This window comes from Gardnerella phocaeensis, from assembly GCF_048545075.1.
GTDB lineage: Bacteria > Actinomycetota > Actinomycetes > Actinomycetales > Bifidobacteriaceae > Bifidobacterium > Bifidobacterium vaginale_J.
This window is the reverse complement of sequence record NZ_JBKQXS010000001.1, coordinates 657,385-679,767: the sequence shown is the minus strand read 5'-3', so window position 1 is coordinate 679,767 and position 22,383 is coordinate 657,385. Positions and strand designations below refer to the sequence as shown.

Genomic DNA, 22,383 nt, shown 5'->3' with positions numbered 1-22,383 from the left:
GCATAATTATACGCACGTTTTAATAAAAAAATAATAATGATAATACAAATTTTTTCAGAGTGTCGAAAAAGCTTAAGAAAAAGATAATGCCGGCACGTAAAATTTACACACCGGCATTATCTTTATTTTCTGCAACTTAACTTATAAAAACTATCTTTCTACAGATAATTTTTGCGAAATTTATTCTTCCGCGAGCGCAACTACTGGCGAAGACTTCACTGCTCTACGAGCTGGAAGCACGCTGGAAAGAAGCGCTGCAAGCAAAGCGATTAAAGCAAGAACCGCGTAAATAGTCCAATCAACTACAAACGGAACTTTGCCAATTGTGCTAAATACCATGTAGGATCCAATCCATCCAAACACTGTTCCAACAATCAAGCCAAAAACAGTGCTTGTTAGGGAAATCAGCGTTGCTTCCAACGCAAGAGATCTTCTAACCTGGCCTCTTGTCATGCCTATTGCGCGCAAAGTTGCAGATTCTTTGGTTCGCTCAATAACAGACAAGCTTAATGTGTTCGCAACGCCTATTAAAGCAATCACAACAGCTACTGCTATTAAGCCAACAAGCAACATCATCATTATGTCAATAGTACTCTCCCACTTTGCTCGCTCAAACACGCTTCCAGTAGCCATAACCTCCGCATAACTAGATGTAACATTTCGAATGTTTTTAGCAATATCTACAAGATTAGCTTTGCTAGAGTCTACCGAAATGAGCAAAATATGCGTTGTAGGCTTAAGGTAGTTATTGAAGTAGGATTTGCTCACAAAAGCAGTATTATTTGAATACACACCAACATTTCGATACGTCTTAAACTGAACTTGCTTTACAGTAATGCTCTTATCGTTATTGCTAGAGTCTGTATTCATGCCCGTAAATGGCGTAATATTATTACTGTCTGTTTCACCAGAACTGTACTTTTCTACGTAAGCTTTTAGATTAAGGTTTCCTTTTTTAAGTTCAAAAGGCTCTCCACCCTCACTATCAAACTTAGGCAAAAGCACAGAATCCTTGTTTATTTCGACGCCATCAAGATCAGTGTGCATTACATTTCTAAGTTGATTTGCGTTATCAACTCCAGCTACCATAGCGTACTCAGTTTTGCCTTTGGCATTCTTAAAAGTCATAGGAACTGCAGGAAGCAACTCAGTATGCTTTATTCCACTAATCTTTGAAATATCGGCAGCTAAAGACTCATCAACATTCTTGCCTTGAATAATAATGTCAACACTGTAACGGTCGTCAACAACACCTTTAACAGTTGCTCTACCGCAGATTGCGCCAGTTACTACTGTTGAAACAAGCGTTACGCCAATAAGCAAAGCCGTTCCAGTTGCAGCAACTCTTCTAGGGTTTCGTTGCACGTTTGCGTTGGCAACTTTAGAAGCAGGCCCACAAAGTGCCATGATTGCGCCAGTTGCCTTCATAGCAAACGGCATCCAGAATGTTGCTGTAATAATAATTCCAATAAACACAAGCGCGCAACCAAACATTGCTCCAAGCAAAGTCATCCAAGAATCAGAACCAGCAGTAGGAGACTTCCTCGCAATCATGCTTGCTAAAGAAGTAGCACTTAAAGCCGTAAATAAAATACCTACAACAATAAATAGAACGCCAAAAACAGCGCGAATAATGCTTGCACGCTTATCTTTCATCAAATCCATTGGTCGCAACGCTTCCATAGGCGTTACTTTTGTAGCAGATCGCGCAGCACCCATAGATGCAAGAACTGTTACAATCGCGCCAATTACTATTGGCCACACAACCGCCGGAAGTGAAACAATCAAAGGAATTTTAGATAATGGTCCAGAATTAATATTCAAGTTACTAATTGCGCCCATAAATCCTATTGCGCAAAGCACGCCAATAGCCGCAGAAATAACTCCAAGTATTGCAGCTTCAAGCAAAACTGCAGCATAAAGCTGGTGCGACTGTGCGCCAATTACGCGCAAAAGTGCAAGAGTGCGTCTGCGTTGAGCAACCAAAACTTGGAATGTGTTTGCAATAACAAGCGAAGAAATAAGCAACGCTAGAATACCAAAAGATAGCAAGAACATGGTTACAAAATTAGTGCCGTTGGACACACTTCTAACAGCTCTTACACCAACTTCGTGCCTAGACATAAGAGAAAATTGCTCTGGAAGCAAAGCATTAATCTTAGGAGATAAATCGTTTATTTTAGATTCATCAATACTCATGTACACTTTGCTTTGCACAACTTCATTGTCAAAATTCTTAAGATTTTCGAGTTTTGCACAAAAATCATTCGTTATGCCACCAAGATACGTGCCGCGATTTGAAAATGGTATTTGAGAATGCTCTCCATCGTCTACAAGACCAACCACACGAATATCGTACGATTTTTCTTTATCTCCGCCAGTGTCATCTACTTTAACCAAAGTTATAGTATCGCCAATGTTTGCATGTATTGATTTAGCAATACTTTTAATAAGCGTAATTTCGCCTATTTTTTGCGGATCTCTACCTTCTGTTGATTTATACACAGGAAGATTTCCATACAAACCATTAGACCAAGCAATACTCGTAACTGATTTATCACCTTTTTCTACTCTTACAAGTGCAGTCGCATCGTCACTACGAATACCGTTGACACCAGGCATCTTCGATATTTTGTCTAAATGAAGGTCTTTATAATGAATTTCACTACTAGGAGAACTGTTAGGATTCTTAAATGATATTGCATAATTTGCGCTACCGAATTCATCGGTTGCGTTTCGAACCATCAAGTCGTCAACACTGTTTGCAAAAAGCAAAGTAGCGCTCATAAACATGCTGCCTATAAGAATTGCAATTCCAGAGGCGATTAGCATGCGTACGCTTTTACGCATAAGTTTTAGTGCGATTTTCCACATTCTAACTTCACCACCTTTTATTGCAATTGTGCAGGCTGATTATTAATACCAGCTTCGCTGCGTTCCATAAGCATTTTGCTCATGCCTTCTGCAGTAGGATTTTGTACGTCTTCAACGATTTGACCATCTGCAAATACGATTGCTCGATCCGCGTAAGAGGCTGCAACAGCGTCGTGAGTAACCATAATCACAGTTTGACCAAGCTCCGTTACCGACTTCTTCAAGAAATGCAAAACTTCCAAGCTGGAAGCAGAGTCGAGATTTCCGGTAGGCTCGTCTGCAAAAACTACGGAAGGCTTAGAAATCAAAGCTCGAGCAATTGCAACGCGTTGGCGCTGGCCGCCAGAAAGCTCAGCAGGCCTATGCTTTAAGCGATTTTGCAAGCCAAGAGTATTAACCAAAGTATTAAACCATTGCTTATCTGGCTTTTTGCCTGCCAAAGTAAGAGGCATAAGAATATTTTGCTCAGCGCTAAACATTGGAAGAAGATTAAAACTTTGGAAAATAAACCCAACCATCTCGCGACGCATAAGCGTAAGCTGCTTATCACTCATGCCCGTAATATCTAAACCATCAACCAAAACTTTTCCAGAATTAACGCTGTCAAGTCCAGCCAAAGAATGCATTAAAGTTGACTTTCCAGAACCAGACGGGCCCATAATCGCAGTGAACTTGCCGCGCTCAAAACTTACGCTTACATCTCGCAGAGCGTGAACAATGCCTGCACCCTTGCCAAAATCTTTAACAACATGCAAAGCTGCAACCGCAGTCTCGCCAATCAAATTTTGATTAAAATCCGCTCTAAAATCTAAAGCACTTTCTTGCTCGTATGAGCTTGTTTCGTATGGACTGTTCATAACTGCTCCTTTTCTTAAAAAGTAGTAATCGCATAGTTATCTATTGCTAATACTTAAATTTACGGGAAAAGACTGCTGGTTACTATCGTGCGTAAGGCGGAAATTATTTAGAAAGAATTAGTATCTCATCCTAAAGTATGATGCGTAAATTTACAGAATATACACAAAAAATCGGAGCGCATACAAATACGAATGCGCTCCGAATAAAATGGTAATGGATCTTCAGGAATATTTTTAATTAATAATTTTTACTTTTACTTTCGCTTTCTCTTTAAGCAAGTCCTGCTTTACGAACTGCGTCAAACCCACGCTGCAAATCAGCAAGAATATCGTCAATATGTTCAGTTCCAATAGACAAACGAATAGTTCCTTCATGAATGCCTTGATCTTCCAATTCTTCAGGAGTTTCCTGAGAGTGCGTAGTAGAAGCAGGATGAATAACCAATGACTTCACGTCAGCAACATTTGCAAGAAGTGAGAAAAGCTGCAAATTGTCAATAAATACTCGAGCAGCATCCCTTCCACCTTTAATATCAAACGTGAAAATAGAGCCGCCGCCGTTCGGGAAGTAACGCTTATAGAGCTCGTGATCAGAACGACCTTCAATAGAAGGATGACTTACAGATTCAACTTCTGGCACAGTTTGCAAATATTGAACAACCTTCAACGCATTCTCAACGTGACGCTCAACACGCAAACTCAAAGTTTCCGTGCCTTGCAAAAGCAAGAATGCAGCAAATGGGCTAATGCAAGCGCCAGTATCGCGCAAAATAATCGCACGAATACGCGTCACAAAAGCTACAGATCCTAAAGCTTCATAGAAATTCAAACCGTGGTAACTTGGGTCAGCTTCTGTAAGAGTTGGGAATTTTCCAGGAACTTTAGCCCAATCAAAATTGCCGCCTTCAACAATAACACCACCAAGAGTTGTGCCATGGCCGCCAATAAACTTTGTAGCAGACTCAACTACAATATCTGCACCATGCTCAAGCGGACGGAAAAGGTACGCAGTTGCGAAAGTGTTGTCAACGAAAACAGGAAGATTGTGGCGATGCGCAATCTCGGAAATAGCCTCAAAATCAGGCAAATCTGCGTTAGGATTACCAAAAGTTTCAAAGTATACAAGCTTTGTATTTGGCTGAATAGCATCCTCGAAGTTTTGAGGATTCTTAGGATCGACAAAAGTAGTTGTTACACCATCTCGAGGAAGAGTGTGACGAAGAAGGTTATAAGTTCCACCATACACATTCTTTGAAGACACAATGTGATCGCCCTGCTGCGTAATGTTACGAATAGCGTAGTCGACAGCTGCTGCACCAGAAGCAACAGCCAAAGCTGCAGTTCCGCCTTCAAGAGCTGCAATTCTGCGCTCAAAAACATCTTGAGTTGAATTCGTCAAACGACCATAAATGTTTCCGGCATCACGCAAATCAAAACGAGCTGCAGCATGATCAAAATCATGGAACACGTAGCTTGTTGTTTGATAAATAGGAACTGCACGAGAATCAGTTGCTGGATCCGCCTGCTCTTGACCAACATGCAATTGCAAGGTTTCAAAATGATACTTTCCTTGCGTTTCTTCAATATCGCTCATAATACCCCTCCAGTTTTGCGACTTTTAAACAGTAGATTAGTTTGCTTCAGCTTACTTTGCACATCCGCTTACTTCTCCGTTTTCTGTTTACATATTTATTTAAGTGATAACGACAATATGCCACTATGGTTCATTCGTACATACCTGCGGTTATCAAAATTAGCTATAACGAATTAACAGTTTGCAAAAAATAGCGAAATTTGTTTTAGAAAAATACGAAAAATATACTGAATTTCTAATACAACACGCCGTATATAGCTTTTATCCACAATGCTTAAAAAATCTGGATTACTGCTCAATAAGCACAGAAAATAGCAGCATGATTACACAAAAACACATTATTGACGATGAAATTATCTCGCTTGACGAGATTGACGACGCTGAGACTGCTCAAGTATTTTTGCAAGAAAAACTTGAACAAGTGTCCAACGAGCTTCAAGATGATTCTCTTGAAAGTAAAGAGTTGGGAAAACTGGGAGAAACATACGCAGCTTTGCGACTTATGCAAAAAGGGTGGCACATTATTGACAGAAACTGGCATTGCCGTAATGGAGAGCTAGATTTGGTGATGATTACTCCAGAACAAAAATTGGTATTCGTGGAAGTAAAAACTCGAAGAAGCGTACGTTGTGGCACTCCGCTTGAAGCAATTACTCAAGAAAAATGTAGCAAATTACGTACAACTGGTATGAAATGGCTGGAAGAATTCGGAAGCGATATACCTCATTACCGTATTCGATTTGACGCTGTATCAATTCTTGTTATTAACAAATACACTTATCCAGACTCTGCATATGAATTGCAATCTTTGGAAGAAATTGAAGATAATTCATCAATCCAATTCAAGCATGTTCAAGGAGCATTCTAATGCACATTGGAAACGCAACATCAATAGGACTTATTGGTCTTAAAGCTTTTACTATTCAGTTGCAAGCTTTTATATCTGGAAATATGCCAAACTTTTCTATTATCGGCTTACCTGACACTTCATTAAGCGAAGCAAGAGAGCGCGTCAAATCAGCTCATTTTGCGTTGCATTGTAAATGGCCTGAAGGAAGGGTAACAGTAAACTTATCACCTGCTTCAATGCCAAAAAGCGGAGCATCATACGATTTAGCTATCGCAGCAAGCATACTAAGCGCAGAAAAGTATATTCCACTTACAGAATTAGAAAATACAATTATTCTAGGAGAACTAAATCTTGACGGGACAGTATTACCCATTCAAGGCATTCTTCCTATTGCACTTTACGCAAAAAAGATGCATTTTAAACGAATGCTTATTCCGCAAGAAAATCTTGCCGAAGCGCAACTTGTAGATGGAATTGAATCTATTGGAATACACCATATTTTAGATTTAGTGACACAATTGCATGGCAGTTTGAGCGAGGAATCACTAAAGCTTATTGAAGAAGACCCTGCGTATAAACATATGCAAGTTCTTGAACGAAATGGAAATTATAACAATGGAGAAGAAGATTATAATTCGTCAATTCACGAAGAAAGCACTTCCCCACTACAAATTGAACCAAAATATGAAATTGGAGATATGTCTGAAGTAATAGGGCAAGAACATACAAAATGGGCTCTACAAGTTGCTGCAGCCGGAGGACATCACGTGATGATGATTGGACCTCCAGGATCTGGAAAAACCATGCTAGCTTCACGAATACCAAGCATTATGTGTCCACTTAACGAACAAGAACAGCTTGAGGTTGCTTCAATTCGTTCACTTTGTGGCACACTACCCTACTACGGAATTAGCAATATTCCACCATTTGAAGCACCTCACCATACTGCTTCAGCAGCTTCTCTTATTGGAGGAGGAACAGGAGTTGCAAAACCTGGGATTATTACTAGAGCACATTGCGGAGTGCTGTTTATGGATGAGGCTCCAGAGTTTTCTCCTAGAGTATTGCAAACCCTAAGAGAACCATTGGAATCAGGACATATTGCTATTTCTCGCTCAAAAGGGACAACTCTTTATCCAGCTAAATTCCAGCTTGTTATTGCAGCAAATCCTTGTCCTTGCGGCTACGCATACGGAAATGGAGAAAGATGCACTTGCAAAGAGCGCGAAAGAGCACGATATTTTTCACGACTTTCAGGTCCAATTCTTGACCGTATTGATATTCAAATGGATGTACCTCCAGTAGAACGAATTATTATTTCAAACCATCATCAAGACAATGCACAAAACTCAATTAAAAACACGTATCTGAATAGCAAAACAATGCGAGATAACGTAATAGAAGCTCGTAAAATTGCTCGAGACCGTTTTATAAAACAAGGCTGGGATTGCAACGCACAAGCATCTGGAACGTGGCTTAGAAAATACACTTCACAGCAAGCTGTAGGACTTATCAACCGTGCATTAGAAAAGCATCAATTGAGTTTGCGAGGAGCAGATAGAGCATTGAGACTCGCGTGGACGCTTGCTGATCTTTCTGGACACACTTCACCAGACATGACAGACATTGCACAAGCAATCAGTTTAAGGACACGAATATGAATACTAAGAACATAAACAACACGGATAACACTGAAGAAACCATTAGTGCACCTAGCGATTTTTCTTCACCAGACGAAGAAACAATATCTCGTGCAATACTTACATTCTGCCTTGAAGGAGCGGATGCAATTATGTACACGCTACTATTGGGATCTAAAAGCGCTAAAGAAATTGTTTCAATATTAAAAACAATTGTGAAAAATTATACGAAACAACAATCAACAGGCTCAGCTCAACAAATGCAACTTCCAATTATTAGTGAAGTAGCAGATCAAGAAAACGATGCCAATTCTAAAACTTTTAGCTCAAGAAAACGTAACAAAAATCAAGAATTAGTATCTACAATGTTAAGTTTCATAAAAAAACATAAAGAACTTGCTCTCTTAGAAAATTATTTCAAAAAGGGCTTAACAGCGTGGGGTTATCACAACGACAATGCACCTAAGTCTTTAGAAGTATTACACAATTCTATTTCAAAATGGTGTGTTCGATTATTGCATTTGCCAACATGGAATAATGAATCACTATGTCAATGGTTCACTTCTGGCGGAAAGCAATGGATTATTGCGCCACACAGCAAATATTGGCCGAAACAATTGCAAGATTTGGCTTTCCAAAGTCATTTCTCACCACCTTTATGCTTATGGGGCGTAGGGAATCCACAAACATTAACACAATGTCATAATCCACTTGCAATTGTTGGTTCACGCTCTTGCACAGACTACGGAAGAGAACTTGCATATCAATTTGCTTATGATTGCGCTTCGAAAGGTCATACTGTTATTTCTGGTGGAGCGTACGGAATTGATGCAGCAGCACATTGGGGCGCATTAGATGCACAAGATGTAGATGAAAATAAGCCTACAGGAAAAACCATTGCTGTATTTGCAGGAGGATTAAATCATATGGGACCCAGATGCAATTATCAGCTTTTTGAACAAATTATTGCAAAAGGCGGAGCGTGTATTAGCGAACTATGCCCAGATACAACACCAGTAGGCCACAGATTTTTATTGCGAAATAGAATTATTGCAGCTCTAGCATCAAAAATTATAGTTGCTCAAGCAAGATTACAATCCGGAGCGCTAAATACTGCAACATGGGCAACGGATTTAAATCGCGAACTATACGCTATACCAGGAGATATAAATCAGCCTAATAATGCAGGATGCAACAAGCTAATACACGATTCACAAGCTATAATATTGTGTTCAACTCAAGATATAGATATTCTGTTTCCTCAATCTCATCATTACTTTGCTTATTCTCAACCTAAACCAGAAAAATTAAGCATAGACTATAAAAATTATGACAATACGCAAAAACTAATTATCGACGCAATTACAACGTGCAAACGCAAACGTGAACTTGCGAATGTTGACAGAATATACGAAATAATAAAAGCTTCTTACAAAGAAAAACAATTAGATTACATACCATCTATTGCTGAAATTTCTGGGAAAATTGCATTGCTAGAATTGGAAGGAATTATTGTACAAAATAAAGAAAATTTAACATTATCACAGCAAAAAGTAGCGTAAAATAACGCGCCCAATACAAGATATGTGAGAAAATAAAAGTATGCAATCAAGCGAATACTACGATGTTATTATTGTTGGCGCTGGAGCTGCAGGATTATCTGCAGCACTAGGATTAATTAAATCCGAAGAATACGCATGCATGAAAAAAGAAGGAAAAACACCATCAATTTTAGTGATTTCTAAAGTGCCAGCATTGCGTTCACACACGGGTTCTGCTGAAGGAGGTATAGCAGCAAGCCTTGGGAATGTAGAGCACGACAAATGGCAATGGCATTATTATGACACAGTTCATGGCGGAGATTGGCTAAGCGATCAAGATGCAGCAAAGCTACTTGCAAAAGAAGCACCAAAAACAGTTATTCAGCTTGAACATGATGGCGTAGCATTTTCTCGAACACAAAATGGATATATTAACCAACGACGTTTTGGTGGACATACTGCTAATTTTGGAAAGAATCCAATTGAACGTGCGGCTTTTGCTGCAGATCGTATTGGTCACCAAATTTTGCATAGCTTATGGCAACAATGTGTTTCCGAGAATATTGTATTTGCTGAAGATTGTTACGTAACAGATGTTGCTATAAACGATCAAACTATGAGCGTTGAAGGAATTGTTGCATTTGATTTATCTACAGGAAACTTGCGAGCAATAAAGTCTAGATTCTTACTTTTAGCTACAGGCGGATCGGGAAGATTATTTGCAACAACATCTAATTCGTGGGATTTAACAGGCGATGGCATGGCTTTAGCTCTAAAAGCAGGATTACAACTTGAAGACTGTGAGTTCATTCAATTCCACCCTACTGGACTAGCTCATACTGGTATTCTGCTTTCAGAAGCAGCAAGAGCTGAAGGCGGCGTGCTTAGGAACTCAAATGGCGAAGCTTTTATGAAAAAGTACGATGAAGTACATGCAGATTTAGCTCCAAGAGATGTTGTTTCTCGTGCAATTGCCAAAGAAATTCGCGAAGGAAGAGGCGTAAACGATTCAACAACTACGCAACAAAGCGATTCGCATAACGATTGTGTTTGGCTAGATATGACACATATCAGCCGAGAAAATATGTTAGAATACTTGCCACAAGTCACAGAAACTATTGAAAAATATGCTCATCTTGACCCAACTCGCGATTTAGTCCCAATTCGTCCTACAGCCCACTACACAATGGGCGGAATACCGATAACTTTGGATGGAAAAGTATATAGATGGCAAAATAACAACCAAAATATTGTTTATGGTTTATACGCTGCCGGAGAATGCTCATGCGTAGGAGTGCACGGAGCTAATCGATTAGGAGGAAACTCCTTGCTTGACGCATGCCTTTTTGGAAATCGCGCGGGAGCAACAATAGCAAAAGAATTGAAAAACTTAAACAAGCATGACGAAACTAACAGTAACGAAATCAACGAAATCAATAAAACTATCTCAAATAATATTGCGCTACAAGTCTTATATAAACAAAGAAATAATGAACTTAATCAGCTTATTGAAACAAGCGCAAAGCAAGCTACAGATTTTACATACAACAGCCATAACGACGAATCTTCACAAATAGAAGAAGAATATAATCCTTATAAATTATTTGCAGATTTAGGAAAAATCATGGAAAACGCTGTTGCAATATCATGCGACGAGCAATCAATTAAGGAAGCACTCAATGAAATACAAGAATTTATAGATCCTAAAATTCAATCATTACACACCCATAGCAATAATTTAGTTTTTAACCAAGAAATTACTGCAATATGGGAAATAAAGAACATGTCACTACTTGCAAAAGCAGTATTGCAATCTTCACTTGCTAGACATGAATCTAGAGGTGCTTTCTTTAGAAGAGACTATCCAAAACATGATATTTCTTCATTGCCACAACACTCGTTCATTGACTTTGATGGAAACTTGGCGAAAAAGCCAGTAAATGTTATTGATTTTAAACAAGATAGCAAAGGAGATTTTTATACTAAAAATAGCATAATTTAAAACTATTATTACTGTTTTCATATATAAATATCTTAAAAATTCGTAATTTTTTCAACACGCCGAAGCGAAGAGGGAAAAAAGATGCTATAGTCTTATCTGTTGTCTAAAACACATGTCCGGGTGGCGGAATGGTAGACGCGCTAGCTTGAGGTGCTAGTGCCTATTTGTTACAGGCGTGCGGGTTCAACTCCCGCTCCGGACACGAAAAAACCTTGCTGGAAAACCAGCAAGGTTTTATTGTTTTTAACACAAAAATGGGCTAACTAAGAATATCTTAGCTAGCCCCAAAGTTTAATTAAGCAGCATTTGAATGCAAGTGGAAATGAATCTCACCAGAATTTGGCGCATAAACAGCTGCACCAAAAGCAATAATCGTACCAAACTTATCTTTTACAGTAGAATAAGCTGTAATTGCAGGAGTTCCAACTTCAAGGTTAAGTACTGCTGCAAGACTGTCACATAGATTTTCTATATGCACAGACACTTCATTTTCTACAAGCTGAACAGCGTACGCTTTAAGCAAAAAATCAGATAACGACTCATCTGAAAAATCATGCGTCAAAATTTTAGGAAAACGAGAAGCAGGCAAATAGAGCACACTATAACGCGATAAAACATCGTCAACATAACGCAAGCGTTTTAAACATATCAATTCATCTACTGGATCAAGGCCTAAACGAGCAGCAGCATCTTCATCATGAATAACATCGTTTTCAATAACTTTTATTCTAATTTTTGCATCATTAGAATAAGTCTGCTCGTAAAATCCTTGCGCACGATCAGAAATTACTTCTTGACTATAACTAGGAATAATTGAAGAAGCTCGAAATGTTCCTCTACCCTGCTCACGAACAAGTAATCCTTCAGTAATAAGGTTATCGACTGCATGCCTCAAAGTAATACGGCTCACATTGTATTGTTTGCACAATTCAATTTCAGGAGGTAATTGTTCGTTAGCTTCCATAGAATCAATGCGAGCGCGTAGATTGTCTCGCACAGCAATGTATTTAGGCACGCCTTCGACCATTTCACTCTCCCCTAACTAAACCGCTAACATGAAAAAGCCGTTGATACTAGTTTGTGTAAAACACAGCATAGTAACAACGGCTCATGCAAAACTAATAACTCTGTTATCCTATCAGTCCTAACATAAAATGTACAAACAAATAGGAAAATTAGTAAAAAATTTTTTAATTTTTATCTGTATATACAATTATTTAATTGTATTTTTATTTTCTTTACTTATTTTATTTCTTCAACTTTTTCAAAATTATTAGAATCGCGTTTATTCATCAATATCGAAACAGAATAGAACAATATTAGTGCAATAAGTATTACAGAAATTAGAACAGTACGGCCACCAATAATATTTGTGTAACCAAGTATTACACCAAATACGCCATAATCCGCATCAGAATATGTAGAATTTGCGCTTCCCAAATTGCCAAGCACTGGCAAAAGGAACAACGGAAGGAAAGTAATGAAAAGACCATTAATAAATGATGCAGTCAAGCAACCACGTATTCCACCTTGACCATTACCGAATACTCCTGCAGCACCACCAGCCATGAAATGCGCAACAATTCCAGGAATAATAATTGTCGTTCCCAAAACCGCCATAAGCGTCATTCCAAGCAAACCGCCAAAGAAACTAGCTAAGAAACCAATAAGAACAGCATTAGGAGCAAAGCCAAAAGTCATTGGCGCATCTAAAGCAGGACGAGCATTTTTAACAAGCTTTTCCGATATTCCCTTAAAGGCTGGGACAATTTCGTCAAGAACAATCTGCACGCCTGCAAGAATAATATAAACACCTGCAGCAAAAGTTGCAGCCTTCAACATAACGAAAACAATGAAGTTTTGACCATTAGATAAATGTGTTTCAACATACGAAGAACCAGCAAAAAGTGCCACTACAATATAAATAACAGCCATAGAAAGCGTGATAAGAACTGTTGTATCGCGCAAGAATCCCAATGCTGCTGGGAATTTAATATCCTCAGTTGACTTAGAAGGACGCTTTTTTGAAGCAGTAAGCTTTGCAATTAACGCACCTAAAGCAACACCAGTACCAGCAGGATGACCTAAAGCAACATCATCTTTGCCTGAAGCTTTTTTCATAAATGGCTGCACCAGTGCTGGAGAAATTGTCGTAAACAATCCTTGAGCAATTGAACCCCATAAAAGAACTTCCCACATGCTAAATCCTGCAACATTAAATATAACTGCAAGCATACTTGCCATATAGAAAGCTACGTGACCCGTTAAATAGATAAATTTAAAACGAGAAGTAATAGAAAGAATAATATTAACAATCATTCCAAAGAAGAAAATAAGCGCAGATTCAGAGCCATACTTCAATAAAACAGTTCCAATAATTGCTTCATTATTTGGCACTACGCCTTGAACATGAAATGCGTATTGAAACATTTTGCCGAATGGGTTCAACGCTTCAGTAATAACGCCAGAACCAGCTGCTAAAACAAGAAAACCAACAAGAGTACGGATTGATCCTTGCAAAATATCCGAGAATTTCTTTCTTTGCACTGCAAGACCAATAAAAGAAATAAGCGCAACTATAACAGATGGCTGTCTGAAAATATCGAGCAGTACTGACAGAATACCGTCCACGTAACTCTCCTTACCATATTAATCGATATAGTTTGAGCGGCTTACGCAATTATTGGCGGCAAAATATCTTACAAACTTCGCAAACGATACCGTAGGCGAAACTATTCGAAATACACGATTAGTTTCGTAGCACAGTAAAACTACACATACAAAATTAACGGTTCCGCAATGAAGCAAAGTAGTAAGAGCTACTACGAGCAGTAGTTTTTATACCCAGCCAACAACTACTGTTACAGCTCATACTGTTGTTTCATGTCAGATTCATTATATCGTTTAAACATTATAAACAATTAAAACAACAGTATTTATAATTAAAATATTCATTAAATATCGATAAAATTCGAAAATTTACCTGTTTTTAGAAAATTCGACACACCAATATACAGAAAAAAGCACTCCATTTTCACGAAGTGCTTTATAAAATCAGTAAATATTACAGTTTTTAATGAAAATAAACGAATGTTTTACTGTTTAAACATATGTTTAAATTTCGGCCAATAATTCCCACCAAAAACTGTCACTCCCACTCAATCGTGGCAGGCGGCTTAGATGTTACATCAAGCACTACACGATTAATTTGACGGCATTCATTCGTGATTCGAGTAGAAATATTTGCCAATACATCGTAAGGCACACGAGACCAATCAGCTGTCATAGCATCCTCAGAGCTAACAGGACGCAAAACAATTGGAGAACCATATGTGCGCTCATCACCTTGAACACCAACAGAATGAACATCAGCAAGCAAAACGACTGGGCATTGCCAAATGTCGCGATCCAATCCAGCTTTAGAGAGCTCTTCTCTAGCAATTGCATCTGCTTCACGAAGAACAGCCAAACGCTCGCGAGTAATTTCGCCAACAATACGGATGCCTAAGCCTGGGCCTGGGAATGGCTGACGCCAAACAATTTCATCTGGAAGTCCAAGCTCAGTTCCAATAGCACGAACTTCATCCTTAAACAAAGTACGCAAAGGCTCAATAAGCTTAAACTTCAAATCCTTTGGCAAGCCGCCAACATTGTGATGTGACTTAATATTTGCAGCTCCGTCTCCGCCGCCTGATTCAACAACATCCGGATAAAGTGTGCCTTGCACAAGGAACTTAACTTCTGCTCCAGATTTTCCAGCCTCTTCAATAACCTGACGCTGAGCTTTTTCAAAAGTGCGAATGAACTTTTCGCCAATAATCTTGCGCTTGCGCTCCGGCTCACTCACGCCTTTAAGTGCGTCCAAAAAGTCATCTTCTGCATCAACTGCGATTAGTTTAATGCCAGTTGCTTCAACAAAATCATGCTTAACCTGCTCAACTTCGCCTTTACGAAGTAAACCGTGGTCAACAAAAACGCAAGTAAGCTGATTGCCAATTGCTTTATGCACCAATGCTGCAGCAACAGCAGAATCTACGCCGCCAGAAAGACCACAAATAACTTGTGCGTCTCCAACTTCTTCGCGAATCTTAGCAACTTGATCCTCAATAATATTAGAAGGATTCCAATTATTATCCAGTCCTGCACACTTATGTAAGAATGTAGATATAAGTTCCTGACCCAATGGAGTGTGTTTAACTTCTGGATGCCATTGCACACCGTAAAGTTTGCGACTTTCGTCTTGCATTGCTGCAACTGGAGCACCTTCTGTGTGAGCCAAAACAGTAAAACCTTCTGGAGCACGCTTAACAGCAACACCATGACTCATCCAAGTATTCTGCGCAGATGGGGATCCGGAAAGTAAACCTTCAGAATCATCAATAGTTGCAGCAGTCTTGCCATACTCGCCAAGTGCAGCTTTATCTACATCGCCACCAAGCTCATGAGCCATTACCTGGAAGCCATAGCAAATACCAAGAACTGGCACACCTGCTTCAAAAATCTTTGGATCAATGTCAGGAGCACCTGGTTCATAAACAGAAGCAGGACCGCCTGAAAGAATAATAGCTTGAGGATCCTTAGCAAGCATTTCGTCAACTGGCATAGAGTGAGGAACAAGTTCTGAATACACATTTGCTTCGCGCACTCGACGAGCAATAAGCTGAGCATATTGAGCGCCAAAATCAACGACAAGCACTGGTCCTTTTGCCATGATTCTCCTTATATATATGTTCTAATACGATTCAATTTATAATAGTGAAACTTTGCGACGTTACGTAATTACAAAACGCCGAACATTAAACACAAAAGTTGCACGTATATTCTAACACTGCAAATAACGTTGATAGATTTTTGTGCGAAACGCTTAACTATAAAGTATAAAATGAACATTAAATATAACATAATCTATACAAATGGCTCATTTTTTACGCACATAATCACACATTTTTTCAACACAAATGCACGAAGAAGTAACCAAACGAACAAAAGTCAGACGCTGGCACTATACTGAAACGGATGGAAAAAGAGCTGTAATACATTTGTTTTCCAGTCTCTATAACCAAATGGTAATGATCAAATTGCACTGAAAAGTGCTTGAGTACAGGAGTACACATGACGAGTCCTGTTATTGGCACACCTTGGAAGAAGCTCAACGCTCCAGTTTCCGAGGCAGCTATCGAAGGCGTAGACAAGTACTGGCGCGTTGCCAACTATCTTGCGATTGGCCAAATTTATCTTCGCAGCAACCCTCTAATGAAGGAGCCGTTCACTCGCGAAGACGTTAAGCATCGTCTGGTGGGCCACTGGGGCACCACTCCAGGTCTTAACTTCCTTATCGGCCACATCAATCGTTTTATCGCTGATCACCAGCAGAACACCGTGATTATCATGGGTCCAGGCCACGGCGGCCCAGCTGGTACTGCTCAGTCTTACCTCGACGGTACTTACACTGAGTACTATCCAAAGATCACTAAGGACGAAGCTGGTTTGCAGAAGTTCTTCCGTCAGTTCTCTTACCCAGGCGGTATTCCTTCTCACTTCGCTCCTGAAACCCCAGGTTCCATCCACGAAGGTGGCGAGCTTGGTTACGCACTCTCCCACGCTTACGGCGCTGTTATGAACAACCCAAGCTTGTTCGTTCCAGCAATCGTTGGCGATGGTGAAGCCGAGACCGGTCCTTTGGCTACCGGTTGGCAGTCCAACAAGCTTGTGAACCCACGTACCGATGGTATCGTGCTTCCAATCTTGCACTTGAACGGCTATAAGATTGCTAACCCAACAATTCTTTCCCGTATTTCCGATGAAGAGCTTCATGAGTTCTTCCACGGCATGGGTTACGAACCATACGAGTTCGTTGCTGGCTTCGACGATGAGGATCATATGTCCATCCACCGTCGCTTCGCTGACATGTTCGAAACCATCTTCGATGAAATTTGCGATATTAAGGCTGAGGCTCAGACTAACGATGTAACTCGTCCTTACTACCCAATGATTATCTTCCGCACTCCAAAGGGTTGGACCTGCCCGAAGTTCATCGATGGCAAGAAGACCGAAGGTTCTTGGCGTGCACACCAGGTGCCACTGGCATCTGCTCGCGATACCGAAGCTCACTTCGAGGTTTTGAAGAACTGGATGAAGTCCTACAAGCCTGAAGAGCTCTTCGATGAAAAGGGTGCTGTTAAGGAAGACGTTCTTTCCTTCATGCCACAGGGCGAACTCCGTATTGGCGAAAATCCAAACGCCAACGGTGGTCGTATTCGTGAAGACTTGAAGCTTCCAAAGCTTGATGATTACGAAGTCAAGGAAGTTAAGGAATTCGGTCACGGCTGGGGTCAGCTCGAAGCTACCCGTCGCCTTGGTGTCTACACTCGTGACATCATCAAGAACAACCCAGATTCCTTCCGTATCTTCGGACCAGATGAGACTGCTTCCAACCGTTTGCAGGCTGCTTACGAAGTAACCAACAAGCAGTGGGATGCTGGCTATCTCTCCGGCTTAGTCGATGAGCACATGGCTGTTACCGGCCAGGTCACCGAGCAGCTTTCCGAGCACCAGATGGAAGGCTTCCTCGAGGGTTACTTGCTCACCGGTCGTCACGGCATCTGGAGCTCTTACGAGTCCTTCGTACACGTTATTGACTCCATGTTGAACCAGCACGCAAAGTGGCTTGAGGCTACCGTTCGTGAGATCCCATGGCGTAAGCCAATCTCCTCTGTGAACTTGTTGGTATCCTCTCACGTATGGCGTCAGGATCACAACGGCTTCTCGCACCAGGATCCAGGCGTAACCTCCGTGCTCTTGAACAAGACCTTCAACAACGATCACGTAATTGGCATTTACTTCCCAGTAGATTCCAACATGTTGCTTGCTGTTGCTGAAAAGGCTTACAAGTCCACCAACATGATTAACGCTATCTTCGCTGGTAAGCAGCCAGCTGCTACTTGGTTGACTCTCGACGAAGCTCGCGAAGAGCTCGAGAAGGGTGCTGCTGAGTGGAAGTGGGCTTCCAACGCTAAGAACAATGACGAAGTTCAGGTTGTTCTCGCTGGTGTTGGCGATGTTCCACAGCAGGAATTGATGGCAGCTGCCGACAAGTTGAACAAGCTTGGCGTTAAGTTCAAGGTTGTTAACGTTGTTGACTTGCTCAAGTTGCAGTCCGCTAAGGAAAACAACGAAGCTTTGACTGACGAAGAGTTCACTGAGCTCTTCACCGCTGACAAGCCAGTCCTCTTCGCTTATCACTCCTATGCACATGACGTTCGCGGCTTGATTTATGATCGTCCAAACCACGACAACTTCAACGTTCATGGCTACAAGGAGCAGGGCTCCACCACAACGCCATACGATATGGTTCGCGTGAACGACATGGATCGTTACGAGCTTACCGCTGAAGCATTGCGCATGGTTGACGCAGCTAAGTATGCCGACGAAATCAAGAAGCTCGAGGACTTCCGCCTCGAAGCCTTCCAGTATGCAGTCGACAAGGGTCTTGATCACCCAGACTACACCGATTGGGTATGGCCAGGCGTTAAGACCGACAAGCCAGGCGCTGTCACCGCTACCGCTGCAACCGCAGGCGATAACGAGTAGTTTTAAGCTCATAAAGCTAAAACTGGTTAGATAAAAAACATTTCGGGAGTCAATCGAAAGATTGGCTCCCGTTTTGTGTATTAAAACAAAAAAGCTTCATCTATTAAAAACAAACAACGCAATAAAACTAGTTATATGCAAAATAAATTACATTTATAATTACCATTTTGTGCGTGTACAACGTAGATAAGCCGTACAATAGAAAAAGTTTGTTTATATTGCAAAATGCGAAACTTACATTAGCAATATAAACCTAGCAGTAACACGAAGTATCAAAGGAGAACGCATCGTGTCACATATTAATGTAACAATTATCGGCAACGAAGATATGTACGGCAGAAATGCTGTTGCATTTGGAATAACACATATTCTGTCTAATAACTACAGCACTACTGTTTTTCGTCCATGCGCTCAACCAAATGACACTTTTACTAAACAACTTTTGGGTATCGCAAATACTTCAACGAAATTAGAGCAAGTTATTGCAACAACTCCAGAAATAGTTAGAACAAATAAAGACACAGTGCGCGGAGATATTGTTGCACGCTATAACGAATTATTGCAAGCAACTTCTGCTCAAGCTTCTATTATTGTTTCTAGTGACGCAAACCCAGCATATGATCCAGAACTGTTTTCTTTCGACGCAACTGTTGCAGCTGACTTGGCATCACCTGTTTTTCTCACAGTTTCAGCTCAAGGCAGAAACTCACAACAAATTTTACAAACTATAGATTCTGCAAATGCTTGCGTTCTTAAATCATGCACACAAGTTTTAGGAGTATTTGTTACAAACTGCGATCCAGAACTTGGCGCTGAGTTAATGCGTGACTATAGCTCTAGGAATTATGCAAACTCAAACGACAAAGCATCCAGAGTAAGCCAAACTCCATTATGGGTTTTGCCACCAATAGATGAAGAAACTAAAAATTCTTCATTAGAAACATTCGTAAATTGCGTTCGAGAAAATGATGTTCTTAATGCTCTTCACCAACCATTTGAAGCTCCAACTACACCTTATGCTTTCCAATACAGTTTATTAGGGAAAGCAAAAGAAAATAAAAAAACTATAGTTCTTCCAGAAGGAGAAGAAGATCGCATTCTTAAAGCAGCAAACTATTTGCTAGAACGTGATATTGTAAATCTAATTATCATTGGAGAACGCGAATCTATTCTTGCTCGAGCAGAAGAACTAAATCTAAATTCTCTTTGCAAAGCTAGTTTCCAATCTATGCACGATGAAGCAATGCTAAGCCATATGATTACAAAACTTTGCGAATTAAGAGCAAAGAAAGGAATGACAGAAAAACAAGCGCGTGAACAACTAACAGATGCAAGTTACTTCGGCACTATGCTAGTAGTATTAGGTCAGGCAGACGGTCTTGTTTCTGGTTCAGTTAATTCAACTGCAAATACTGTACGTCCTGCTCTTCAAGTTATCAAAACTAAGCCTGGTTCTAAGCTGGTTTCTGGAGCATTCCTTATGTGCTTCAAAGATCACGTATCTGTATTTGCAGATTGTGCAATCAACCCAAATCCTAGTGCAGAGCAACTTGCTGATATTGCTATTCAGTCTGCACACACTGCTGAGACTTTCGGACTCAACCCTAAAGTTGGAATGCTATCCTACTCAACGCTTGGTTCCGGTAAAGGACCAGATGTTGATACTGTAGAAGAAGCAACACGCATTGCGAAAGAAAAAGCACCTGATTTAGCAATTGTTGGATCTATACAGTTTGATGCAGCATGGTCTCCTACAGTTGCTGCAGCAAAAGCAAAAAATAATAGTATTGCTGGTCATGTGAATGTATTTGTATTCCCTGATTTGTGCGCAGGAAATATCGCTTATAAAGCCGTTCAACGCTCTAGCGGAGCGCTAGCAGTTGGCCCAATTTTGCAAGGATTAAATAAGCCTGTAAATGATTTATCTAGAGGAGCTTTAGTACAAGATATTATTAATACTGTTGCTTTAACCGCGTTAGAAGCACAATCAGAATAAACATAATAAAGTTCCTAAAACAGCATCACAGTGCGTACATAACCTTGAGATATTGCATTGCACTCAATATCTTTAAGTTTGTAGGAACTTAACGCTAAACTAGAGCGTGGCAATTTACAAGCCTTATCAATACTTATGGAGGATGCCCACATGGCAAAAACCGTTCTTGTTATCAATTCTGGTTCCAGTTCGATTAAGTATCAGCTCGTTGACTTGGAAAGCGGTGAAGGTATCGCTTCAGGCATCGTTGAGAAGATTGGCGAGCCAGTTGACGGCCACTACAAGCACGTATTCAATGGCGAAAAGCATGAGTTCGATGAGCCAGTTCACGACCACGAGCAGGGCTTGAAGCGCGTACTTGGATTCTTCGAAGAATATGGTCCTAAGCTTTCAGAGTCTGGCATTGTTGCTGTCGGTCACCGCGTTGTTCAGGGTGGCTTAACATTCCCTAAGCCTGCATTAGTCAATGAAAAGACAATCAATAAGGTTAAGGATTTGGCAGTTTTGGCTCCACTTCACAACGGTCCAGAAGCTGTTGGCGCTGAAGTCATGACTGAACTTTTGCCAGATGTTCCACAAATTATGGTATTCGATTCTTCATTCTTCCATGCTTTGCCACAGGTTGCAGCAACTTATGCTTTGAACAAGGAAATCGCAGATCGCTATCATATTCGTCGTTATGGTGCTCACGGCACTTCTCACGAATACATTGGTTCTGTTGTTCCAAGCGTTGTCGGTAAGCCTGCAGAAGGTTTGAAGCAGATTGTTTTGCACATTGGTAACGGTGCCTCTGCTTCTGCTCAGATTTCTGGTAAGCCAGTTGAAACTTCTATGGGCTTAACCCCGCTCGAAGGCTTAATGATGGGCGGCCGCACTGGCGATATTGACCCAGCTGTAGTGTTCCACCTTATTCGCAATGCTCACATGAACGTAGACGAACTTGACACTCTCTTCAACAAGCGTTCCGGCATGATGGGTATGACTGGTCACGGCGATTTGCGCGATATTCACAAGCTCATCGCGGATGGTGATGAAAACGCTAAGCTCGCTCTCGGCGTATACGTGCACCGCATTGTTGGTTATATTGGCAACTACACTGCTCAAATGGGCGGAGTTGACGTCATTACCTTCACTGCAGGCGTTGGCGAGAACGACGAGATCGTGCGCGCTAAAGTATGCGAAAAGCTTGAGCCATTCGGCGTTAAGCTCGATAAAGAAAAGAATTTGGTTCGTTCTAAGGAGCCACGCGTTATTTCCACTCCAGACAGCTCTGTGATTATTGCTGTGATTCCAACGAACGAAGAGTTGGCTATTGCACGCAAGGCTGCAGCTATTGCTGAAGCTGGCGAAGATAGCTACGGCAACAAGTTCAAGCACTAAATTGTTTGCGCTTAATGGCGCAGAAAATAAATAGATATAAATAATCCCGAGTCAAAAAG

The 22,383-nt window shown here is 40.7% G+C and carries 13 protein-coding genes and 1 tRNA gene; 8 read left to right on the top strand and 6 right to left on the bottom strand.

The genetic code is table 11. The features are described from left to right. Nucleotides 1–180: 180 nt before the first annotated feature. From ACJV2T_RS02860 to ACJV2T_RS02850, 3 genes are all read right to left on the bottom strand, one after another. Complete coding sequence (locus ACJV2T_RS02860; protein ID WP_419399071.1) at nt 181–2,874, bottom strand: ABC transporter permease; 2,694 nt, start codon at nt 2,872–2,874, stop codon at nt 181–183. 17 nt (nt 2,875–2,891) lie between these two features. Then, on the bottom strand, nt 2,892–3,731 hold the full coding sequence (locus tag ACJV2T_RS02855) for an ABC transporter ATP-binding protein (protein ID WP_419399070.1): 840 nt from the start codon (nt 3,729–3,731) through the stop codon (nt 2,892–2,894). A gap of 271 nt (nt 3,732–4,002) precedes the next feature. Beyond that, nucleotides 4,003–5,325: an O-acetylhomoserine aminocarboxypropyltransferase/cysteine synthase family protein gene (locus ACJV2T_RS02850; protein ID WP_419399069.1), complete on the bottom strand. Its 1,323-nt coding sequence runs from the start codon at nt 5,323–5,325 to the stop codon at nt 4,003–4,005. A gap of 319 nt (nt 5,326–5,644) precedes the next feature. Between ACJV2T_RS02850 and ACJV2T_RS02845 the strand changes: the two genes are divergently transcribed. The 5 genes from ACJV2T_RS02845 (at nt 5,645) to ACJV2T_RS02825 (ending at nt 11,560) form a co-directional block, all read left to right on the top strand. Further along, a complete protein-coding gene (locus ACJV2T_RS02845; RefSeq protein WP_419399068.1) occupies nt 5,645–6,193 on the top strand; it encodes a YraN family protein in 549 nt (182 codons plus the stop codon). Next, complete coding sequence (locus ACJV2T_RS02840; protein WP_419399067.1) at nt 6,193–7,836, top strand: YifB family Mg chelatase-like AAA ATPase; 1,644 nt, start codon at nt 6,193–6,195, stop codon at nt 7,834–7,836. The genes ACJV2T_RS02845 and ACJV2T_RS02840 overlap by 1 nt, the downstream gene beginning before the upstream one ends. Continuing rightward, a complete protein-coding gene (gene dprA / locus ACJV2T_RS02835; protein ID WP_419399066.1) occupies nt 7,833–9,377 on the top strand; it encodes a DNA-processing protein DprA in 1,545 nt (514 codons plus the stop codon). The genes ACJV2T_RS02840 and dprA overlap by 4 nt, the downstream gene beginning before the upstream one ends. A gap of 40 nt (nt 9,378–9,417) precedes the next feature. After that, nucleotides 9,418–11,358: an FAD-binding protein gene (locus ACJV2T_RS02830; RefSeq protein ID WP_419399065.1), complete on the top strand. Its 1,941-nt coding sequence runs from the start codon at nt 9,418–9,420 to the stop codon at nt 11,356–11,358. A gap of 114 nt (nt 11,359–11,472) precedes the next feature. Beyond that, nucleotides 11,473–11,560: transfer RNA gene (locus ACJV2T_RS02825), tRNA-Leu, on the top strand. Between the two features lie 93 nt (nt 11,561–11,653). Here the strand turns inward: ACJV2T_RS02825 and ACJV2T_RS02820 are convergent. The 3 genes from ACJV2T_RS02820 to guaA form a co-directional block, all read right to left on the bottom strand. Then, entirely contained in the window at nt 11,654–12,385 is a 732-nt protein-coding gene (locus ACJV2T_RS02820) for a GntR family transcriptional regulator (protein ID WP_419399064.1), read from the bottom strand. A 215-nt stretch (nt 12,386–12,600) separates the two neighbouring features. After that, on the bottom strand, nt 12,601–13,989 hold the full coding sequence (locus ACJV2T_RS02815) for a PTS ascorbate transporter subunit IIC (RefSeq protein ID WP_415683056.1): 1,389 nt from the start codon (nt 13,987–13,989) through the stop codon (nt 12,601–12,603). 517 nt (nt 13,990–14,506) lie between these two features. Further along, the gene (guaA, locus tag ACJV2T_RS02810; RefSeq protein ID WP_415683055.1) at nt 14,507–16,069 is read right to left on the bottom strand and encodes a glutamine-hydrolyzing GMP synthase; all 1,563 of its coding nucleotides are present in this window, start codon (nt 16,067–16,069) and stop codon (nt 14,507–14,509) included. A gap of 401 nt (nt 16,070–16,470) precedes the next feature. On the opposite strand from guaA, the gene ACJV2T_RS02805 reads away from it, so the two are divergent. The 3 genes from ACJV2T_RS02805 (at nt 16,471) to ACJV2T_RS02795 (ending at nt 22,324) form a co-directional block, all read left to right on the top strand. Next, nucleotides 16,471–18,948, top strand: coding sequence for a phosphoketolase (locus ACJV2T_RS02805; protein WP_419399063.1), 2,478 nt, complete (start codon nt 16,471–16,473; stop codon nt 18,946–18,948). A gap of 289 nt (nt 18,949–19,237) precedes the next feature. Continuing rightward, a complete protein-coding gene (gene pta, locus ACJV2T_RS02800) occupies nt 19,238–20,944 on the top strand; it encodes a phosphate acetyltransferase (protein WP_419399062.1) in 1,707 nt (568 codons plus the stop codon). Nucleotides 20,945–21,094: 150 nt separating this feature from the next. After that, nucleotides 21,095–22,324, top strand: coding sequence for an acetate/propionate family kinase (locus tag ACJV2T_RS02795; RefSeq protein ID WP_415683052.1), 1,230 nt, complete (start codon nt 21,095–21,097; stop codon nt 22,322–22,324). The last annotated feature ends 59 nt before the right edge of the window (nt 22,325–22,383 follow it).

Bases quoted from the DNA above. Each gene is read 5' to 3' on its own strand.
- ACJV2T_RS02795 (WP_415683052.1), top strand. From the start codon at position 21,095: ATGGCAAAAACCGTTCTTGTTATCAATTCTGGTTCCAGTTCGATTAAG.
- dprA (WP_419399066.1), top strand. From the start codon at position 7,833: ATGAATACTAAGAACATAAACAACACGGATAACACTGAAGAAACCATT.
- ACJV2T_RS02860 (WP_419399071.1), bottom strand. From the start codon at position 2,874: ATGTGGAAAATCGCACTAAAACTTATGCGTAAAAGCGTACGCATGCTA.
- ACJV2T_RS02805 (WP_419399063.1), top strand. From the start codon at position 16,471: ATGACGAGTCCTGTTATTGGCACACCTTGGAAGAAGCTCAACGCTCCA.
- guaA (WP_415683055.1), bottom strand. From the start codon at position 16,069: ATGGCAAAAGGACCAGTGCTTGTCGTTGATTTTGGCGCTCAATATGCT.
- ACJV2T_RS02840 (WP_419399067.1), top strand. From the start codon at position 6,193: ATGCACATTGGAAACGCAACATCAATAGGACTTATTGGTCTTAAAGCT.
- ACJV2T_RS02830 (WP_419399065.1), top strand. From the start codon at position 9,418: ATGCAATCAAGCGAATACTACGATGTTATTATTGTTGGCGCTGGAGCT.
- ACJV2T_RS02850 (WP_419399069.1), bottom strand. From the start codon at position 5,325: ATGAGCGATATTGAAGAAACGCAAGGAAAGTATCATTTTGAAACCTTG.
- ACJV2T_RS02855 (WP_419399070.1), bottom strand. From the start codon at position 3,731: ATGAACAGTCCATACGAAACAAGCTCATACGAGCAAGAAAGTGCTTTA.
- ACJV2T_RS02820 (WP_419399064.1), bottom strand. From the start codon at position 12,385: ATGGTCGAAGGCGTGCCTAAATACATTGCTGTGCGAGACAATCTACGC.
- ACJV2T_RS02845 (WP_419399068.1), top strand. From the start codon at position 5,645: ATGATTACACAAAAACACATTATTGACGATGAAATTATCTCGCTTGAC.